This window comes from Sphingomonas sp. R1 (assembly GCF_025960285.1).
Lineage (GTDB): Bacteria > Pseudomonadota > Alphaproteobacteria > Sphingomonadales > Sphingomonadaceae > Sphingomonas.
In genome coordinates, this window is the sequence record NZ_CP110113.1 from 74,676 (window position 1) to 92,238 (window position 17,563).

General features: G+C 62.8%; 20 protein-coding genes. 9 read left to right on the forward strand and 11 right to left on the reverse strand.

The features are described 5' to 3' along the window. The first annotated feature begins 3 nt into the window (after positions 1 to 3). Positions 4 to 441 carry a hypothetical protein gene (locus OIM94_RS19785; RefSeq protein WP_264610167.1) on the forward strand — a complete coding sequence of 146 codons (438 nt, stop codon included), beginning with the start codon at positions 4 to 6 and terminating at the stop codon, positions 439 to 441. Between the two features lie 421 nt (positions 442 to 862). Here the strand turns inward: OIM94_RS19785 and OIM94_RS19790 are convergent, their stop codons facing one another. Next, positions 863 to 1,231 carry a hypothetical protein gene (locus OIM94_RS19790; protein ID WP_264610168.1) on the reverse strand — a complete coding sequence of 123 codons (369 nt, stop codon included), beginning with the start codon at positions 1,229 to 1,231 and terminating at the stop codon, positions 863 to 865. 127 nt (positions 1,232 to 1,358) lie between these two features. Here OIM94_RS19790 and OIM94_RS19795 point away from each other — a divergent pair, with 127 nt between their 5' ends. Together OIM94_RS19795 and OIM94_RS19800 are read left to right on the forward strand one after the other, a co-directional pair. Next, a complete protein-coding gene (locus tag OIM94_RS19795) occupies positions 1,359 to 1,586 on the forward strand; it encodes a hypothetical protein (RefSeq protein ID WP_264610169.1) in 228 nt (75 codons plus the stop codon). Positions 1,587 to 1,913: 327 nt separating this feature from the next. Further along, positions 1,914 to 2,090 carry a DUF3606 domain-containing protein gene (locus tag OIM94_RS19800; RefSeq protein WP_264610170.1) on the forward strand — a complete coding sequence of 59 codons (177 nt, stop codon included), beginning with the start codon at positions 1,914 to 1,916 and terminating at the stop codon, positions 2,088 to 2,090. 66 nt (positions 2,091 to 2,156) lie between these two features. On the opposite strand, the gene OIM94_RS19805 is transcribed toward OIM94_RS19800, so the two are convergent. The 6 genes from OIM94_RS19805 to OIM94_RS19830 all read right to left on the reverse strand — a co-directional run bounded on the left by OIM94_RS19805 (position 2,157) and on the right by OIM94_RS19830 (position 8,709). Continuing rightward, a complete protein-coding gene (locus OIM94_RS19805; protein WP_264610171.1) occupies positions 2,157 to 2,426 on the reverse strand; it encodes a hypothetical protein in 270 nt (89 codons plus the stop codon). Between the two features lie 14 nt (positions 2,427 to 2,440). Further along, entirely contained in the window at positions 2,441 to 2,674 is a 234-nt protein-coding gene (locus OIM94_RS19810) for a hypothetical protein (protein ID WP_264610172.1), read from the reverse strand. An 8-nt stretch (positions 2,675 to 2,682) separates the two neighbouring features. Next, on the reverse strand, positions 2,683 to 2,979 hold the full coding sequence (locus OIM94_RS19815; protein ID WP_264610173.1) for a hypothetical protein: 297 nt from the start codon (positions 2,977 to 2,979) through the stop codon (positions 2,683 to 2,685). A 3-nt stretch (positions 2,980 to 2,982) separates the two neighbouring features. Then, complete coding sequence (locus OIM94_RS19820) at positions 2,983 to 6,246, reverse strand: error-prone DNA polymerase (RefSeq protein WP_264610273.1); 3,264 nt, start codon at positions 6,244 to 6,246, stop codon at positions 2,983 to 2,985. Then, positions 6,243 to 7,784, reverse strand: a complete 1,542-nt coding sequence (locus OIM94_RS19825; RefSeq protein WP_264610174.1) for a DNA polymerase Y family protein — start codon at positions 7,782 to 7,784, stop codon at positions 6,243 to 6,245. Before OIM94_RS19825 ends, OIM94_RS19820 begins: the two co-directional genes overlap by 4 nt. 163 nt (positions 7,785 to 7,947) lie before the next feature. Beyond that, complete coding sequence (locus OIM94_RS19830) at positions 7,948 to 8,709, reverse strand: ImuA family protein (RefSeq protein WP_264610175.1); 762 nt, start codon at positions 8,707 to 8,709, stop codon at positions 7,948 to 7,950. A 158-nt stretch (positions 8,710 to 8,867) separates the two neighbouring features. Here OIM94_RS19830 and OIM94_RS19835 point away from each other — a divergent pair, with 158 nt between their 5' ends. Next, positions 8,868 to 9,506: an SOS response-associated peptidase family protein gene (locus OIM94_RS19835; RefSeq protein WP_264610176.1), complete on the forward strand. Its 639-nt coding sequence runs from the start codon at positions 8,868 to 8,870 to the stop codon at positions 9,504 to 9,506. Between the two features lie 100 nt (positions 9,507 to 9,606). Here OIM94_RS19835 and OIM94_RS19840 read toward each other — a convergent pair whose 3' ends face one another. Continuing rightward, on the reverse strand, positions 9,607 to 9,972 hold the full coding sequence (locus OIM94_RS19840) for a hypothetical protein (RefSeq protein ID WP_264610177.1): 366 nt from the start codon (positions 9,970 to 9,972) through the stop codon (positions 9,607 to 9,609). Positions 9,973 to 10,315: 343 nt separating this feature from the next. Continuing rightward, a complete protein-coding gene (locus OIM94_RS19845) occupies positions 10,316 to 10,654 on the reverse strand; it encodes a WGR domain-containing protein (RefSeq protein ID WP_264610178.1) in 339 nt (112 codons plus the stop codon). 160 nt (positions 10,655 to 10,814) lie between these two features. Between OIM94_RS19845 and OIM94_RS19850 the strand changes: the two genes are divergently transcribed. The 3 genes from OIM94_RS19850 (at position 10,815) to OIM94_RS19860 (ending at position 12,958) form a co-directional block, all read left to right on the forward strand. After that, a complete protein-coding gene (locus OIM94_RS19850) occupies positions 10,815 to 11,480 on the forward strand; it encodes an alpha/beta hydrolase (protein WP_264610179.1) in 666 nt (221 codons plus the stop codon). Between the two features lie 327 nt (positions 11,481 to 11,807). Further along, positions 11,808 to 12,221, forward strand: coding sequence for an MbcA/ParS/Xre antitoxin family protein (locus OIM94_RS19855; protein ID WP_141987221.1), 414 nt, complete (start codon positions 11,808 to 11,810; stop codon positions 12,219 to 12,221). Then, positions 12,218 to 12,958, forward strand: a complete 741-nt coding sequence (locus tag OIM94_RS19860; RefSeq protein WP_264610180.1) for an RES family NAD+ phosphorylase — start codon at positions 12,218 to 12,220, stop codon at positions 12,956 to 12,958. The genes OIM94_RS19855 and OIM94_RS19860 overlap by 4 nt, the downstream gene beginning before the upstream one ends. A gap of 193 nt (positions 12,959 to 13,151) precedes the next feature. Here OIM94_RS19860 and OIM94_RS19865 read toward each other — a convergent pair whose 3' ends face one another. Both OIM94_RS19865 and OIM94_RS19870 read right to left on the reverse strand, forming a co-directional pair. After that, positions 13,152 to 14,072: a TIR domain-containing protein gene (locus OIM94_RS19865; RefSeq protein ID WP_264610181.1), complete on the reverse strand. Its 921-nt coding sequence runs from the start codon at positions 14,070 to 14,072 to the stop codon at positions 13,152 to 13,154. Continuing rightward, complete coding sequence (locus tag OIM94_RS19870) at positions 14,072 to 14,770, reverse strand: adenylate/guanylate cyclase domain-containing protein (RefSeq protein ID WP_264610182.1); 699 nt, start codon at positions 14,768 to 14,770, stop codon at positions 14,072 to 14,074. Before OIM94_RS19870 ends, OIM94_RS19865 begins: the two co-directional genes overlap by 1 nt. A 447-nt stretch (positions 14,771 to 15,217) precedes the next feature. On the opposite strand from OIM94_RS19870, the gene OIM94_RS19875 reads away from it, so the two are divergent. Continuing rightward, positions 15,218 to 16,813, forward strand: coding sequence for an adenylate/guanylate cyclase domain-containing protein (locus OIM94_RS19875; protein WP_264610183.1), 1,596 nt, complete (start codon positions 15,218 to 15,220; stop codon positions 16,811 to 16,813). Then, positions 16,810 to 17,556: an E2 domain-containing protein gene (locus OIM94_RS19880; RefSeq protein ID WP_264610184.1), complete on the forward strand. Its 747-nt coding sequence runs from the start codon at positions 16,810 to 16,812 to the stop codon at positions 17,554 to 17,556. The genes OIM94_RS19875 and OIM94_RS19880 overlap by 4 nt, the downstream gene beginning before the upstream one ends. Positions 17,557 to 17,563: the final 7 nt, after the last annotated feature.

Consider the following 17,563-nt stretch of genomic DNA (forward strand, 5'->3'; position numbering starts at 1 on the left):
CCCATGCAGATCCAGGCAGCGCACTGCCCCTATTGCAAGAACATCCTGTTCCAGAACCTCAAGCGACATAAGGTCCGCGGTTGCCTCACCTGCAAGCGACCGCTCGTGATCGCCCGCAGTCCCTTCGGGCGCCCGCGGCTCTACCGGATCTACAGCGTCCTGGACGTCGGCATGCTGGTCTATGCGCTGCTCACGATGGCACTCATCGCCTTCTTCGCGCTCACCGGCCACGGCGTCACTGGCTTCGTGAAAGGCTTCAGCATCGCGCTCTTCATCGTGGGTTCGGTTCTGTGCGTCGATGGGGTGCTCGCTGTACGGACAGCGAGAGACAAGACTTGGGGGAAGCAGCGCCGAGGCATCGCCGCGCGCACCATCGGCGCAGGCAAGGTGATCACTGGCCTAATTGCGTTCTTCATGACCTTTGTGGGTGTTACACTCTGAGGACTTTGTAGCGAACTGTCGCAGGTAGTTGAACCCTGGCGGCGTGTTGGTATTAGTGCCGCACGACCCAAACTTAGTAGGCGCTCCGTGGTGGAGCGCCCTTTTTTTGCCTATGCTCTTCGTCCGCGCGCGCTCGCAAAATGTTTGGGCAGGCACCTATTTCGCTGCAACGTTCGATCAATCATGGCGTTTTACGCCCCCAAACGAGGGGAAGTCATGATCGAGAGCCCAGCTTACTGTAACGACCGCGCGCGCGAGCACCGTGAGGCCGCTGAGGCAACGCCGCTCACCAACGTCCGCCAGAAGCACTTGCAGGCCGCGGACACGTGGGAGCGGATGGCTGCGCGGAAACCCACCCTCAGCCGCCATTTGGATACGCCGGCGGGAGACGGATCCTCGGAATAGCGGCAGCCGCGCAGGCTTAGGCCTGGCTATCGCCTTGTGCTTCGATCTCCGCCAGTTCGGCACGGTACTGCTCGATCGACCGCATTAGGAAGCTTGGCGCATCAGGGGATGGGCGTTCGTCCCGCAGCCGGCGGGCCCAGCGCCTCACAAACGTCTCGATGCTCTGCATGGCGTCCTTCGTGTGCTTCGGTGTCGTGATGTGCGTGTCGTTCTCGAGCAATGAGGCGATGCAAAGGGACAGAGTGTCGATAAGGTCATCGGCCGTCGCAACTCTGTCGGAGGACATGGCTCGAAACGTCTGCATCATCGCAGGTACGATGTGCGCTGCGACCTCCTTCTTGTTCTCGTCCGACACGGTGAAATCAGGGGTAGGGGTGGCGGCCAACACTAGTCTCCTGAGCCAAGGCGACCGCCTAGCAGGCGATCATGCTTGCGCAACGTCTGCAACGAACACCGTTTCCTGAGAAGCTCATCAGCATTTCATGCGTTCTCCTTCGCTTAGGAGAGCAGCTATGTTCGACGAGCAGGAGCACAACCGGGCAGTTGAGCGAGCCCGGGCCCTTCACGCCCAAGAGGAGCGTGAGAAAGCGATCGCCAGAAGCCTGCCCCCAGGTCCCGAGCAGGACGAGCATTGGATGCTGGGAGAGCGCCTCTCGGATACTGCGTGGTCGATAGAGGAGGAGTTCGACCTCGACGCTGCGCCGAGCGGCCTATGGCCGGAGAAACAATCCCTCGCCTGAGGTACGGCAACCTGCACACGCAACGAGAGTTCAGCCCGCATGACAGCAAAGCCGAATAAGAAAGCCCGCCCCCAAAACGTCGAAGCCAAACGGCCGTCAAAGGGGTTCCTCAGAAGGAATCGTAGCCTGATTGCAGGAGCCGCAGGCGTGGCCGCCCTTATCGGAGGAGCAATCTACCAAACGCGGAAGGACGCTGATGAGCCGGGTAGCCGCTCAGGCGCCACCACCGCGTAGCTCCGAACACCCGCTAATTGGCAGCGATCGATATCACCCGCCGAGGCAGCGATCTCGGCGAGGCTCAGCGGTTTCGCTTCGAGAGGAGAAGACATGGCAGACGACAAGACGCAGGTTGGTGGCCAGGATCGCAAGCGGATCTCGCTTAGCGAAGACTACGAGGTCCGTGACTGGATGGAATCGTTCGGTGTGTCGAAGGAGAAGCTCGTCGAGGCAGTGAAGGCCGTGGGCGATCGTGCTGACGACGTGCGCGATTACCTGAAGCGCTAACCTGACGAGCGGTAGGCATCGCGCTGAGCAGAGCTGAGGCTCGCTCGGCGCGGCTCCGCAGCCCCCTTAGCGAGCCGACCCTCCCGCGCGAGGAGACGGCACATACGGGTAGGCCAAGCGCACCACTTCGGCGGCTTTCTCGATTGCCTCCATCTCCCCGGGTTTGCCCTTGGGATCGATCCGCCAATTTGATCTGGGCGCGTCGATGATCGGCAGAGCGGTCACCGGTCCGATCAGCTTCAGCCAGTGCGCTTCATCCTCACCCGCCGCGCCGGCTAGAAGGTGCGCAAGCAAGTTGCGGATATCATCGGTCGTTGTGGGCTTCGTCTCCGGCATGGTTCCAACCCTTCCTACCGCTTCAACACCGGAATGTGAGAAATGGTGGCATGCCCGCGGCGCCGGCACGTGGTGCAGCGCAGGCGGATCACCGCTTGCTGGACGCTGCTATCCCTGCCGAACCGCGAGAGGATCTTGTCTGCGGGCACGTTGATCGTGCGTCCGCATTCGCAGACGATCCGCATATCCGCGCGCTCAATGGCCCACTCGCCGAGGGTCTTGTACGAGCCTTCGACCTTAGCCGGCATGTCGCGCTCTATCGAAGATCATGCGGCGTCACCTCCTCGTAGCAGCCGGCGCGCCGCAGCTGCCGCACAATGCCGTTGAACGCGGCAGTCACCCCTTGGGACCGCCCAATCTCATTCTCCTGGCCAGCGGCATCCCAGTAGCAGGTCAGTGGCCACTTCTCTGGGCAATGCGGCAGCAGGCAGCGCAGCGCCAAGCGGATCTCGGGCAGATCGACGCGGGATTGCGCGCACCTGGTGACCCCACTTCTCAGAATATGCACTGAGAGCGCGATTACGACGCGCTGATGCCTGGCCAGCTTCGCCATCGATCAATGGAAGTCATGCGACTTGAACCGCACGACGTCTTCCGGGTCCATGCCGTCGGCGTGCGGCGGCCAATATTGGTTGCGCGCCTCGGGCTTCCAGGCCTCGCCGCCGCGGTCCGGGGAGCCTGCGTGCCGCGCCCCGTCACCGCGGCCAGTCTTGTGCGGGAACGACATTTCCCCCACCCTGTGCAGCAGATCGCCGTGGTCGATGATGCGGTCGCAGATGACGTGGATGACCTCGCCTTCCTTCTGCACCCGCCCCTTCAGGCCCACCATCGACGCTGACATGATGGTCCGGCGCTGCGCCTCGAAACGGTCGGGCCAGAGGATCCCATTGGCGATTCCGGTCTCGTCCTCGATCGTAATGAACAAGACCCCCTTCGCCGAACCCGGCTTCTGGCGGACCAGGACGATGCCGGCGACTTCGACGTGTCGGCCGTCGCGGATGTTCGCCAGATCGGCGCATTTGGTAACGCCCCGCCGCCGCAAATCGTCCCGCACGAAGGACAGCGGGTGCGCGCGGAGAGACAGCTGCAGCGAGCGGTAATCCTCGATCACCTCGCGCCCATCGGTCAGCGGCCGCAGCGCGACCTCTGGCTCCACCCCTTCCGCGCTGAAGCGCTCTGCCGCGCGATCGGCGGCAGCGAAGAGCGGTAGCGGTGCCTCGCCGAGCCCCCTCACCTTCCAAAGCCCTTGCCGGCGATCGGCGCCGAAGCTGTGGAAGGCGTCGCCGTCAGCAAGCTTCTCGATCGACGTGCGGGGAACGCCAGAGCGCCGCCACACCTCCTCAACGCTGGCGAAGGGAGCGGTGCCGCGCGCGGCTACGATCTTGGCGCCATCGGCGTTGGACAGCCCGCGGATCTGCCGCAGCCCGAGGCGGACGGCCAGGTAGCGGCCGCCGCCCTTCTCGAGCGTGCAGTCCCAGCGGCTCGCATTGATGCAGGGCGGCCGAACCTCAACGCCATGCTCGCGGGCGTCGCGGACGATCTGCGCCGGCGCGTAGAACCCCATCGGCTGCGCGTTCATGAGGGCTGCGCAGAACACATCCGGGTGGTGGTGCTTCATCCAGCACGAGGCGTAGGAGATCTTCGCGAAGGAGGCGGCATGGCTCTCCGGGAAGCCGTAGGAGCCAAAGCCCTCAAGCTGGCGGAAGGTGCGTTCGGCGAACTCTCGCGGGTAGCCACGCTCCACCATCCCCTCGATCAGCTTCTCGCTGAAATGCGAGACGCCGCCGGAGAACTTGAAGGTGGCCATCGCGCGGCGCAGCTGATCGGCCTCGGCGGCTGTGAAGCCGGCGCCGACGATTGCCACCCGCATTGCCTGTTCCTGGAACAGCGGCACGCCCAGCGTCTTCTCGAGCACCGCGCGCAGCTCGGGTCGTGGGTACTCGGGCTTCTCCAGCCCCTCCCGCCGGCGCAGATAGGGATGCACCATGTCGCCCTGGATCGGCCCTGGCCGCACGATGGCGACCTGGATCACCAGATCGTAGAAGCGCTGCGGCTTCATCCGCGGCAGCATCGACATCTGCGCGCGGGATTCGATCTGGAAGGTGCCGAGGGTGTCCGCCTTCTGGATCATGCCGAACACTGCAGGATCATCGTCCTGCAGATCCTTCATCTCGACATGCAGCCCCTTCTCGGCCTCGAGCAGGTTGAAGGCCCGGTTCATGCAGCCGAGCATGCCCAATCCCAAAATGTCGACCTTCATGAATTTGAGCGCGTCGATGTCGTCTTTGTCCCACTCAATGATCTGGCGATCGTCCATTGCCGCCGGTTCGATGGGCACCAGATCGTCGAGGCGATCGTGCGTCAGGACGAAGCCTCCCGGGTGCTGGCTCATGTGCCGCGGAACCCCGATCAGCTTGCGGGCAAGCTCGAGCGTCAGCCGTAGCCGGCGATCGCCGATATCAAGGTTGAGCTCCTCGACCTGCTTCTCTCCCACCCCTTCGGCCGACCAGCCCCAGACCAGACCAGCGAGAGAGGAAGTCAGATCTTCGGGCAAGCCGAGCGCCTTGCCGACGTCGCGCACGGCGCCGCGGGCGCGATAGCGGGTGACCACCGCGGTCAGCGCCGAGCGATCACGGCCATAGGTCTCGTAGATCCACTGGATGATCTCCTCACGACGCTCATGCTCGAAGTCGACGTCAATATCGGGCGGCTCGCGCCGCTCGCCCGAGACGAACCGCTCGAACAGCAGCTCGTGCTTGATCGGATCGATCGAGGTGACGCCGAGCACGAAGCAGACGCAGGAGTTGGCGGCCGAGCCCCGACCTTGGCAGAGGATCCCGCGCCGGCGCGCCTCGCGCACGATTGCGTAGACGGTGAGGAAGTAAGGGGCATAGCCCAGCTCCTCGATCAGCTTCAGCTCGTGCGCGATCTGATTGGTATAGGCAGCCGGCACGTCGCCGTCGAACATCTGGTTCACGGCTTCGGTCGCCAGATGTTGCAGCGCCTCCTGTGCCGTCAGCCCATCGATCAGCCGCTCGTGTGGGTACTGGTAGGCCAGCTCGCCCAGGTCGAACGTACAGACCCGCGCAATGTCCACACTTGCCTGCAGCGCATCGGGATAAGCGCGAAAGCGCCGGATCATCTCGTCGGGCGACTTGAGCGCGCGATCGGCATTCACCTCGCGCCGGTAGCCGAGCTCGTCCACCGTGCATTTCTCGCGCACCGCCGTCACCACGTCCTGCAGCAGCCGCGCGTCGGGTGCGTGATAGAGCACGTCGCCGGTCACGACGGCGCGCACCCCGGCACCGCCTGCCTGGCTTGCCAGCGCGTCGATCCGCACCGCGTCCCCGGGGCGGCGACGCTGGAACAGCGCCATGTAGCCGCGGCGACCGTAGACCTTCTTCAGGTCGCGGAGGGCCGCCAGGTTCTCCTCGTCGGCCTCGTGCGGCAGCAGGATGGCGATGACGCCCTCCGACCAGGGCTCCAGATCATGCCAGTGGAGCAGGCATCCCCCCTTCCCTGCGCGCTTCTTGCCGACGGTCAGCAGCCGCGTGATGCGGGACCAGGCAGGGCGGTCGGTCGGGTAGAGCAGCAGCCGGCGGCCGCACGATAAATCGACGCGCGTGCCCGCGATTGAGCGGACCCCTGTCGCCTTCTGTGCCTCCCATGCTCGGACGACGCCGGCGACGGTGCCGATATCGCTGATGCCGATCGCCGGGTAGCCGAGCAGTGCGGCGGCGGCGAACAGCTCGTCAGGGCTCGAGGCACCGCGCAGCAGCGAGAAGTGGGTGAGCACCTGCAGCTCGACATAGCGGCTCATCCGAACACACCATGGATCCACCAGGACAGGTCGCCGGTCTTGTCTTGGAAGCCGTCGCCGCGGCGGAACACCCAGTAGCGACCGCCCTCCTCGTCCTCGACGCGGTAGTAGTCGCGGACCGCCCAGGTCTCGGCATCGCGGCGCCACCACTCGCCGTGGACGCGCTCCGGACCATCGCCGCCGACGATGGTGTAGCGCTTGCCCCGCCACTCGAAGCGGCGTGGAGGCTGATCGGGCAGCAGCGCCAGCACGTTGAAGAGCGGCTCGGGCCGCGCGAACAGCCGGATCGGGCGCTGCCATGCTGGCCACTCTCCCGGCTGCTCGTTTGCATCGACCTGCGCGACCGCGCGCTCCGGCACGTGACTCTCGACAGGAGCGACGCGGAAGACGGCGCTGGGGCCGATCCTACCGGCTATAACGTCGACAAGACGCGACGGATCGCGAACCATCGTGTCGCCGGCGAGAACCGCGCCCAGATCGACGGCATCGAGCGGCTCGGTGTGCGGAGCGACAAGCCAGAACTGCTCGAGGCCCATTCCGGGATCGATGCGATCGATGCGGAGCTTCAGCAGGCGCAGCAGGTGCGACACCTCCCGCGTAGGCCGCGATGTGCCGATCGCGACCACCTGCTCGCCCCCATCGACGCGCAGACCCGTCAGTCGGAGCGAGCGGGCGCCGAGCCCCCTCTCCTGCAGCACCTGGGCCAGGTCGCCCAGCAGATCGCCCATCACCTCCTCGATCGCCTCGGCGGTGCCAATCGGCTCCAGCAGTCGGCGCTCGACGAACGGCACCTCGGCGTCTTCGCGAGGGGTGATCGGCTCGGCTACCGCGCCCAACGCCTGATCGAGGCGCTCGATCGCCGGCAGACCAAGACGTCGCGCGAGCGGGCCGCGCGCGACAGGCAGGAGATCCGCAATCCGTTCGAACCCGAACTTCCGCGCTGCAGCTTGTGCAGTCGCGGATAAGCGTAGGGCGGCGATCGGCAGCGGTGCGAGCGCCTCGGCCGCCTTGCCAGGCTCTACCCGGGTCAGATCCTCGCTGCCGTAGCGGGCGAGGGCATGTGCAGCGCCAGGAGTGTCGGCGATGGCGACGCGCGCGGTGAAGCCCGCACGGCGGCAGAACGCCTGCAGCCGCCGGCAGAACCGCTCCTCACCGCCGTGAAGATGCTCGCAGCCGGTGAGATCGATCCATAGGCCGTCAGTCGGCGTCACCGCCGCCGTGGGGGACCAACGGCGCACCGCCAGCAGCGCAAGGCGATCGAGAAGCGCAGCATCCGCCTCGGGCTCTGCGGGACGGAAGTCCAGGTCTGACACCAAGGCGCGGGCGTGCGTGGCGGCCATGCCGGGGCGGATGCCGAGCGCTTGCGCACCGAGGCACGCGGCCACGACTTCCTCGCGGCGGCCCACCTTCCCCACCAGCGCCAGCGGCGCCTCTGATGTGGTTTCAATATGAAAACGCGGTGCTTCCGCAGTGCTTACGCCGTGAATTGCCTTGTACGGGTTGCTGGCAGGCTCCGAGCGTCGGCCGAGCTCGCGCATCGGTGGCTTCGCGTGCGAAGGCAGCGCGGCGATCTGCGCTTCGACGTCAGCGCGGGGATCAGCGCCTTGCCGCGCCCAGCGGGCACCAGGTCGCCAGCCTCCGCCCCTCGGCACAGAGCAAGTGCCGGGATCATCGTCGACGGGGAGCTGAAGTGCTGGCCGCTCAGGCGGCCGCGATGCGCGCCGTTCCAACCGTCTCAGCCGCTCGATGGCCAAGTTCGGCAGGAACAGCGAGACGACCCGTCTCATCGCTACCCTCCACAATCAGGGAGAAGGGGGCCCCACCACGCTGCCGCGCCAGCTCAACCGACCACCTCGGCCGCCCAACGCCGGCGACGCTCAGCCGCTCGGATGGCGCAGCGCCGATGCGCCACCGCGTCCATGCGGCCGACGGCTCGTCCAGCGGATCCTGGTCGCGTGCGCGTCGACGGCGCAGCAGCAGCACCGGCATGTCCGCCTCCGCGGCCACCAGCTGCAGGCGGCGCGTCGCGACCATCGACACCCGGGTTGCTTCGGCGACGATCACAGACGGCGTGCCGTCGCGCACCGCATCCTCGATGACGGCCAGGAGTGCGACATCGTCCCGTGGCTGCGCGTAGATGACGCTGGAGGATGGCAGGCCCGCTTGGGCCAGACCTGGCGCGTAGAGGTCGCTGCGGCAGCTCGCCCACAGCACCGGTCCATTCGCCTCCGCGGCCTCGCGTGCAGCGATGCCGGCGAGGAAGAGCGTCGTCGCCGCATCATCGACCATTGCGACGCTGCGCGCTGATGCCTTGTGGAGCGCGCCGGCACGCAGCCCCCCTGCCCCGAGACGGCTGTCGATCGCGTCGACGCCGAAAGGCAGCACCCGATAATCGGTCGCGGGCGTCGCGATCGTGCGGAGGTGCGCTATGCTGGGCGCGAGGGACTCGAGGGCGGTGGTCATCGTGTTCTAAGACTCTACTCGTTCCCTTTATGTTCCATTAAGAGGCTGGATCGGTCAAGGCGGGGCAACCACGGAGCTGTGGATTGACGGAACGGACCTGGAACAGCCCGCGGCCTTAGGTTCGTTGCAGATGAGGATCCGGATGCTAGCTTGCCCCCATGTGCAATAGAGCGCGCTATAGCGGTGAACCCGAAACGCTGTTTGGATCCGTGGCCGAGCTGTTTGAAGAGCGGCCCCGAGACAACCGGTTCAACCCGGTGGAGCTGCGGCCGAAGTCGCGCAACTATGTCATCCGCGAGCAGGGCGGAAAGCGGGCCTGGGACGTGATGACTTGGGACGTCCTCGGCGGGCAAGCCGCTTACCCGATGACGAACGTGAGGAACCTCAAACTTCCCCAGTGGCGCCGGCTCGCTGAGAAGCCAGAAAACCGGTGCCTGATCCCGCTGACCGAGTTTTGCGAGTTCACCCCGGAAAAGCACGATCTGGGGGACGGCAAGCCGCCGCTGAAGGGCGAAAGGTGGTTCAGCGTTGTGGATCAGCCGACCTTCGCGGTCGCCGGCTTTTGGCAGCGCACGGCCATCGGCCCCAGTTTCACGATGGTGACGTGCGACGCCAACGCCTTGGTTGAGCCGATCCATCCCAAGGCGATGATCACAATCCTTGCGCCTTCCGACGTGGACCGATGGCTTAGTGGATCGTACGAGGACATCGTCGATCTGCAGCGGCCCTATGATGCGAGCCGCATGACCGTTGCTGGTCCGCTTTTCCCGACGCGGCAGCAAACACCTTCGGCATAGACGTGGGCGCCTTCCCCCGCCGGCCAGGTACGGCTCGCGCGGCGGGGATCGACATCAACGTACCACGGCGAGCGGGCGCGCTGCGATACGAGGGCGTTCCTCAGCCGATCGGGGTGATGCGAGCCTCGAAGAAGGCCCAGTTGCCATCCTTGTCTTTGAAGTCCGGACCATCGGCCCAAGCCGATTGCAGGGACGCAAAATCCTGCATCAGAAACATCACCGTCTCGCGGTGCCCCTCTGAAATCGTGATCGTCTGATGCTCTTTCGCGTAGAGCTCAAACTTGGGATCTCCCGAAGGCCAGTCGTAGGTAAAGACGTCAAGCTCCGCCAGCATCAGAGACGAGGGTGGGTTCTTGAGGTAAATAGCCAGCTGAGGCCGCTCGATCGAATATCCACTGCTCTCTTGCTTCTCGAAGATCAGATCGAACGCGGCAAACATGTAGTCGCCATCATCGAATTGCCCCATGCCTACTGAGCTCGGGCTCGTGTACTCGATCCACCCCTTGTCCGGGACGCTCGGACGATCCGGCCTCAGCGTAAGCCACGGCGTTTTCAGATCATAGGGAGTAGTCTTGCCTAGAAGCTTGGCAGCGCGAGCGCCTCGCGTGCGCATCAGCTCGGCAATGCGGGCCTGATCGATCCTGACCCTCTTTGGATCAAACCGCTTCGTGGTGATCGTTCGTAGAATTCTTGGAGAAAGCATTGCCGACTCCCCCTGGTAAGGACTCGAACTATCGCTGAAAGCTCGGAGATTGCCAAATCAATGTTCGGCTTCTGAAGATATTCAGCTATCTTGTTTGACGGGCATCTTATTCCGCTCGCCTGGCTGCAACATCGCTGATCTGATGGCCGAATTTCGATCCCTTTGGCCGCCGCACCAGTTGATACTCAACACCGATCCGTCGAGGTGCGCTGGCGCGTCTGGAAAGCGTTCGCTCAACAAATTGCCGAGCAGCGGCTTCGGATTGAAATGACACGCGCAGGCGCGAGCCAGCAGCCCCGATGCGTCCCCACGCGAGCTCTACGAGCACGCACCCGAAGAGATCTTTGCTGACGGTGATCTCGTAGGATCGCGCCATGTTCTTTGCATCACAGCGAGCTTGGAGCTCGCAGCGCCAATCGATCAGCTTGGTCGGCAGGTCCAGCATGGCTGAATCCTGCTTTGCTATTCGAGGCGAGGCCAACAGAGAGTTTGAATCAGCGACACATCAGTGATTCAGCCGTTCGATCACTGCCTGAGGCCCCGCGCCCGGGTCGGGCGGCAAGCGCCGGGTGGCAAGTTAGGTTTTTACGACCTAAATCCCGGCAATGACAGCTCACCCAAAATCGTTGCTTGATGGCCCAAGGCTCGCTCCTCTCGCCGGCGGTAAACCAACCGGTTTAGTCGTGCTCCTTCACGGATACGGGTCCAATGGCGACGACTTGATCTCCCTTGCCAGGATGATCCAGCCCTCTCTGCCCGGGGTAGCCTTCGTCGCTCCCAATGCGCCATCGCTGATGCCGCGGATGGCGAACGCTCACCAGTGGTGGGCGATCGAGACATTCTCGGCGACGGAGCGTGCGACGGGTGTTGCAAATGCGGCGCCTGATCTGGACAAATTCCTCTCAGACGAACTGAAATCCCATGGTCTCGCAGATGACCGTCTACTGATCGTCGGCTTCAGCCAAGGCGCGATGATGGCGCTGCATGTAGGGCTGCGCCGCCAGAATCCGATTGCGGGGATCATCGGTATTTCGGGGATGCTCGTTAATCCTGCGAGCCTGGAGGCGGAGATTGCCAATCGGCCGCCGGTGCTGCTGATCCATGGGACGGCAGATGATGTAGTGCCGTTTCGATCTCTGGAACTGGCGTCGCAGGCGCTGAGCGCTGCACACGTCCCCGTCACCACGCACGTCTCGAGTGGCCTCGGACACTCAGTGAATCAGGAGGGGCTTGCGGCGGCCGCAGCCTTCGTGGCTCGCGTGTTGCCCTGATGCGCGAGAGGTTACGGGTGCTCTTGGGCCGTAAGCCGCCAGGCAGCTTTTGGGTCTGGAGATGCGAAAGCGGACATCGGATTGCGGCTGCTGACTCGTGCTTTCAGGTATCGCGTCTCCTGCCCGCCTCTGGGCCGAAGCGATCAGGCAGCTTTTAGGCCCACAAACGCGGAAGCTGACATGCCCCTCACCTCGATCGGCTCGTGCTTTCGGGTCTGGCGAACCGTCCGCTTCGGCCAACCTTGCCAACACACTTAGAGGTCAGCACGTTTCAGCTGGTTGCCATTTGGCACCAGAACTTCTATGTGGTGCCAGAAGGAGACTGCAATGACGGCCCTACAACGTATCGAGACCTCACCGCCGCCTTTCGTGCCTGAGCCAATCTCGGATGACGAGGGCGCGGCCATGTTTCGTGCCGTTGCCAACTTGTTCAGGCTTTGGGACCTAACGGATGAGCAAGCTTCAACGCTCCTCGACATGCCGTTGCGTACTTACCGTCGCTGGAAGACTGGCGCGCAAGGCAAACTAGATCGTGACAAGAAAGCACGCCTCTCGAACCTGATGGGTATCCATAAAGCGCTACGGCTAATCCTGCGTGAGCCGCAGCGTGGTTATGCCTGGATCAAAGCCGCAAACGATGCCTTCAGTGGGCGGACGGCGCTCGAAGTCATGCTCGGTGGCGAACTGACCGACCTGATGCGAGTGCGGCGCTACCTAGACGCTGAGCGCGGCGGTTGGTGATTGAGCCAACGCACCTAACGCGCGCGAGGATTGAGTGGAATGGGGCGGTCCGGATTATACGGAGCCTTTACCCATCGATCGATCTATTCGAAGACATCGCCGACCCAGCTGATTGGCCGCTCCTGATCGCTGCCGAGCAAAAGACGAATCCGCGGCTAATGGAGACCATCGGGGCAATCGATCTGGTACCCCCTGAGCGCCGTGTAGCTGGTCCGGGGGCGAGCTATCTAATGGCGCCGTTCACACATGTAAGCACAGATCGGCCTAGTCGTTTCAGCGACGGGCGGTTCGGTGTTCTGTATGCCGGCAGCCGATTTCAGACGGCCCTGCTCGAGACGATTCACCATCACGCCAGGTTTATGGAGCGAACCAGAGAAGCGCCGGGCTGGACTTCCCAGTTCCGCGAGATCATCCTCGACGTTCGGGCGGAGCTGCACGACTTGCGAACGGACCCCGAGAGCGTTTCCGACGTCCTGCATCCGAAATCCCACACTGCCGGTCAGGCTCTTGGAGCCGCACTCCGATCGATGGGCAGCGATGGAGTCGTTTATCCAAGCTTGCGCGACGAAGGCGGAGAATGCGTCGGCCTCTTTCACCCAGACCTCGCACGGAATCCGCGGCAAGGCCGCCATCTTGATTATCACTGGGACGGTCGCCGAATCGATCTTTACCGAGACGCCGGCTCTGGCGAGGTATTTCGGATAATAGCTGACGGTAGCGCCCACCCGCCGAGCTGAGCATGACTTACGCCCGCAGCAACTGAAGCGATTGCGGCCGATAAGATTACACGAGGCAGTGACGGGGTCTGGGACAAACCCGTCGTTCCCGAGCCACAGGTCCAGTGTCAGCTTTTGCTAGAAGTCGACATTCAATGGTTGTTCGGGCCGCATTGTTAGGACGGAAATTGGCCGACGCGATCAAACCGCCGGCCTATCCGTTGAACGTTCCCCATTCCTTGATGTGATCGCGCAGATCGTTGCAGGCTGGCGCCATGCGCGCCTTTGCGTCCTTGCCAGCTTCGTAGCTGTACGGGATTGTAGTGATCCCGCTAAGATCGCTTGGCAGCTTGAGCTTATCCTCGCGCGGTTCCATCAAGATGGCTCGCTTCCGTCCGAGCCTCCCCATGAAAAGTCCCAACTCAAAGACGACATTATCTCTGGGTGTCGGCCACTCGCTGCCACGGAAGAGTGTGAGGTCGTCGCTATGGGCCACGGCAATGGCGAAGTCCGCGTCGTCGACTGCGTTCTCCAAGGCCTCTACCGCATAGCTCGTGGCCCTAAACACGCCGTCAGTCCAGAGCGTAACAAGCGCATCATGCGCCAGGGCGCTTTGTATTATCTGCGCGACCGGGAGTGCTTCGGCAGACGATATGATGAAGACTTTAACCTCTTCGCGATGCTTCCCGACCAACTTGTTACGCTCAAACAGCCTCCGGGCAAGGGTGCGCGCAAATGCCCTGTATATCTCGGAATATCGGCTTCCCAAATCGGAGAGACTGGCGTTGGTCAACTTGCCGACGATTGATTGCTCTGCTGCAATCACACTAGCTGACCGTCGCTGAGTCGGCTCAATGGCGGCCATCTCGCCGACGTGGTTCCCTTGGCCCCGAATGGCGACTTGACGGCCGTTTACCTCAATGCGGAGAGAGCCTGCAATTATGAGGTACAAATCATTGTCCGCTGCATCCTGCGCGATGATGGTTTCACCCTCGTTTAGCGAAAGTAACTCAAGCTTATCGGCCATCTCGAAAGCAAGGTCGCGGTTGCTGCCCATCATGGGCTGCATTAGCAGTGCGTCGATTAGGTTGGGCCGCCCAGCGTCACCGAGAAACCTGTCGATCATCGCAGTCATTAGGCAATCACCCTCCAATAGGTCGTTGAGAAGATCGGGTCCTGGTTGTGCTGGCTCCATTTCCAGCTCTGCCAGATGTCCTCGCCATTCGAGCCGACTTTCTGATTATCCTTAAGACGGTCGTGGACGCGCTTCGTGATCCACGTCGGTTGATCGGCGCTCAGAGCGGTGAGCTTTGCGGCGAGGTTGGCAGCATTGCCGATCCACACGATGTCGTTGTCGCCTCGGACCCCCGTTCTCGCGGCCCGAATCTCCGAAATGTCGATGCCAATAACGTGTCGGATCTTGAAGTCCGTCGTCCAGCCCTTCTCGAGCTCGGCCTGAACGATATTCTTGACCGCGTAATTGATCTCCAGCGCGCAGGAGACGGCATCGTTGCACTGGCTCTGGGAGATGAAGATCCCCATTACGCGATCGCCATCATAGGACACGATGGTGCCTCCATGACGTCGGATGAGGCGCGAGGCAGCGTAGAGGAAGGCTTTGTAGACCTCGCCAGCGAACTGCCATTTCATGGTCTCGACGAGATCGGTCGAACCGTCGAGATCTGCATAAAGGATCGTAGCGTCCGCGAAGCGCACGGCATCGTTGCTGAGTTTCAGGTCGGTTGCAGCAGGCACGACTTGTCCATCGCGGACCGCCCAACTCACGCCGAAGGCATCGTTGGCGTTCTTTCGAATGTCGTCAGAGACGCTCACTATGCCCTACCCCGAAACTCGCCGGCCTATGCCTTATTCACGCCCCCACGAAATACGAACGCGCGATCATTCTTTGCATGAGTATGGTTGCCCCCGAACCGAGCTTCAAGCGAGTTAAAAGATCGACATCTGAAATCGCATAGGTGGCTAGCCGCGGACAAATAGTCGATCTGTCGCCTGATTAGGCGACGGCCTAACTGGCTTATTTTCATGGATTTTTTGAATGAAGAGGTTAGGTTCACCGACGTTTGGCGGGCTCGGTATCTTAAATCATGATTGGGTGCAAAGCATAGCCGCGGTCGGGCCAGCCCCCGTTATCCACAGTTTCCTGACATTTTGTTCTTTCATAGTTCCGCCTTTGGAGGCAATATGTTCCATTCAAAGCCTTGAACGGTTGCGGAGCAGTAACGATCTGCCTGCCGTTGATCGTGACGGAAGGAAACAATCATGGCGTGGGAAGAGGCGAGGGCGCGGGCCCGTATTGAGAAGTTCATCGCGAGCGTGCCGCAAGGCGACATTGTAGTTGAGGATTTCGCGCGCTATCTAATGGAAAACCGCGCGGTAAAGGCAAGCGCCGGCGTCCGGGATCAGGTCACTGGGGAGTCGTTGCTAAATATTCCGCGCAACCGAGCGATCACCACCCACGGCGTGCATGTTTACGCCAACCTCGTCGATTTCAATGACGTTCTGGTGGATGCCGGGCGCGAGACCGAGGCAAGTCATCGGCGGGCATTCGAGTTTCTCCACGCACATTACAGCGCATGCGACACGCTGATCGCTGAGTTTGAACTTCAGCGGGTGGACTTTCATGGGCCTCGTCTTCACGCGGTCGTATTGACCCCTGAAGGCGGCACGGGCGAGGCCGAGCGCGTCCGCAAGGCGATCTCTTTCTCTGCCGCCTTTCGCGAGATGGTCGATCGTCTCGGCGCGGAATATCCCGAATTCCGCACGCGGGTGCGTATCGGGATCGACAGCGGGCCGGCGGTCGCGATTGACGGCGGCAAGCGAGATGAACCTGAGCCGCTGTTCATCGGTAGCCCGCCAAATCATGCTGCTAAGCTGGCGAGCGGGGACGGAGATGGTATTTTCCTCAGCCCACGCGCCAAGGCGGCGAGCCGGCAGCCAATCGATGCATTCGATGCCGTCGGTCTGCTCAAAAAACCGTTCGAGACTGCCTCCCTCCATGAGGAGTTCGCTGCGGCGGGTGTCGTGCTCGATTCAGGTTCGCGCCTCGATAGCGCTTATGCGAGCGCGCGGCATATCCTGGAGGACGCGCGTCGTGCCAACTCCCTTTCGCGTGTGTCCTTTACCTTCCACCACAAAGAACCGCCGCTGCGGGATATCGTGTTCGCGGATCATCCGCCCAGCCGTGCCATCCGCATGCCGCTCGGATCAATTTTTGCCGATCTGGACGGCTTTACCGCCTATATCGACAACGCGATTACAGGGGGTGGCATCGCACAGGCCGTCGCCAACCTTCATGTCCTTCGCGCGGAAATGGCCGCCGTCCTTCGCGAGGATTTTGATGGGCGCAAGGTGCGTTTCATCGGGGACTGCGTGCATGGTCTAATCGCGGTAGGTAACGCACGCGAGACGCATGTGATGGATACGATCCGCGCCTCGGTCATGGCCGCGGCCGGCATTCGTTCCTCGTTCGAGCTCTGCGTTTCAATGCTGCCGGGCATCGACGCACTGGGGATCGCGATCGGAATAGACTTCGGTCAGACGCCGATCTGCCGTCTCGGCCTACGCGGTGCCGCCAGCGTGCGTTCCGCAACCAGCCGGGCCACTTGTGTTTCCGAGGCAGAGCAGCAGCGTTGCGCCGGATCGGAAACCGCGATCGGCCCTGATGCCTATGCGCAGGCGCCGGCTTTGATCCGCGAAGCCTTCGTCAGCGATCGTAAACTGGCCAATCTCACCTTCGAGGTGGCCGAAGTGCTCGTTGGTACCATGGCCTCGCCCTATGTCGCTAAAGTCGAACCCCAGCCGATGCGCGCGCATCAGCCAGCGAGCGAGCCGATGAGGGCACACGCGTCGAAGTGACCGAACCGAGCGTACAGGCGCTCTTGGCGCGATGCCCGGCCTGGTTCACCGTAACCGGCACCACCGCCGGTTCGGTGGAGGGGATAGCGTATCCGCCGGGGACGCGCTGGAAGGCGACGGGCGTCGCCTTGCGCATAATCAACTTTCCACAGCCGACGGCGGCGGAGCAGGTGCCGGGAACCATCTTTCCGGCCCGTTGTCCTGAACGGCACATTCAGCATGATCAGACCTTTTGTCTGGGATTGCGCTATCTAACGATTACTGGGCCGGACAGCGCCGACCAATGGTGGGTACAGCTTGAGCAGTTTCTGAAATGCCAGTCAGTCGCGGAAGCGGCGAAGGTCTGGCCGCCGGCCCATGCGCTCGACCATGGTGCTGCTGGAACGTTTCACGAGCGCGCGCTTGCCATTTCACGCGAACTTGGGATTGAGGAAGAATATGCGGCCGCGCGTCTCGATGAGCCGTCGTGGATCACCGACCCGAAGCTGCGGCTGCTCGACAAGTCCGATGGCCCGATCAACGGACGGGCGCCATGCCCTCGCGGCTGCCGCAGGCGCTGCATGACTAAAGGGCGGAGTAGCAGACCCATTCTCAGACGCGCTTGCGAGCACCGAGCGCTGTTCCTTGAACTGGTCGTGCTGGAGCGCAAGCGCAGGAGCGCGCTGGCCGAATACTGGAAATGGGTGAGGTCCCAGGGCACTCTCTGCTGCGGCCGCATGCTTAGCTGTGAGTTGAAAAAGTGATGGAAGC

Excerpts from the sequence above, each read along its gene's own strand:
- OIM94_RS19785 (WP_264610167.1), top strand. The coding sequence starts at position 4 with ATGCAGATCCAGGCAGCGCACTGCCCCTATTGCAAGAACATCCTGTTC.
- OIM94_RS19795 (WP_264610169.1), top strand. The coding sequence starts at position 1,359 with ATGTTCGACGAGCAGGAGCACAACCGGGCAGTTGAGCGAGCCCGGGCC.
- OIM94_RS19800 (WP_264610170.1), top strand. The coding sequence starts at position 1,914 with ATGGCAGACGACAAGACGCAGGTTGGTGGCCAGGATCGCAAGCGGATC.
- OIM94_RS19805 (WP_264610171.1), bottom strand. The coding sequence starts at position 2,426 with ATGCCGGAGACGAAGCCCACAACGACCGATGATATCCGCAACTTGCTT.
- OIM94_RS19810 (WP_264610172.1), bottom strand. The coding sequence starts at position 2,674 with ATGCCGGCTAAGGTCGAAGGCTCGTACAAGACCCTCGGCGAGTGGGCC.
- OIM94_RS19815 (WP_264610173.1), bottom strand. The coding sequence starts at position 2,979 with ATGGCGAAGCTGGCCAGGCATCAGCGCGTCGTAATCGCGCTCTCAGTG.
- OIM94_RS19820 (WP_264610273.1), bottom strand. The coding sequence starts at position 6,246 with ATGAGCCGCTATGTCGAGCTGCAGGTGCTCACCCACTTCTCGCTGCTG.
- OIM94_RS19825 (WP_264610174.1), bottom strand. The coding sequence starts at position 7,784 with ATGCGCGAGCTCGGCCGACGCTCGGAGCCTGCCAGCAACCCGTACAAG.
- OIM94_RS19830 (WP_264610175.1), bottom strand. The coding sequence starts at position 8,709 with ATGACCACCGCCCTCGAGTCCCTCGCGCCCAGCATAGCGCACCTCCGC.
- OIM94_RS19835 (WP_264610176.1), top strand. The coding sequence starts at position 8,868 with ATGTGCAATAGAGCGCGCTATAGCGGTGAACCCGAAACGCTGTTTGGA.
- OIM94_RS19840 (WP_264610177.1), bottom strand. The coding sequence starts at position 9,972 with ATGGGGCAATTCGATGATGGCGACTACATGTTTGCCGCGTTCGATCTG.
- OIM94_RS19845 (WP_264610178.1), bottom strand. The coding sequence starts at position 10,654 with ATGCTGGACCTGCCGACCAAGCTGATCGATTGGCGCTGCGAGCTCCAA.
- OIM94_RS19850 (WP_264610179.1), top strand. The coding sequence starts at position 10,815 with ATGACAGCTCACCCAAAATCGTTGCTTGATGGCCCAAGGCTCGCTCCT.
- OIM94_RS19855 (WP_141987221.1), top strand. The coding sequence starts at position 11,808 with ATGACGGCCCTACAACGTATCGAGACCTCACCGCCGCCTTTCGTGCCT.
- OIM94_RS19865 (WP_264610181.1), bottom strand. The coding sequence starts at position 14,072 with ATGACTGCGATGATCGACAGGTTTCTCGGTGACGCTGGGCGGCCCAAC.
- OIM94_RS19875 (WP_264610183.1), top strand. The coding sequence starts at position 15,218 with ATGGCGTGGGAAGAGGCGAGGGCGCGGGCCCGTATTGAGAAGTTCATC.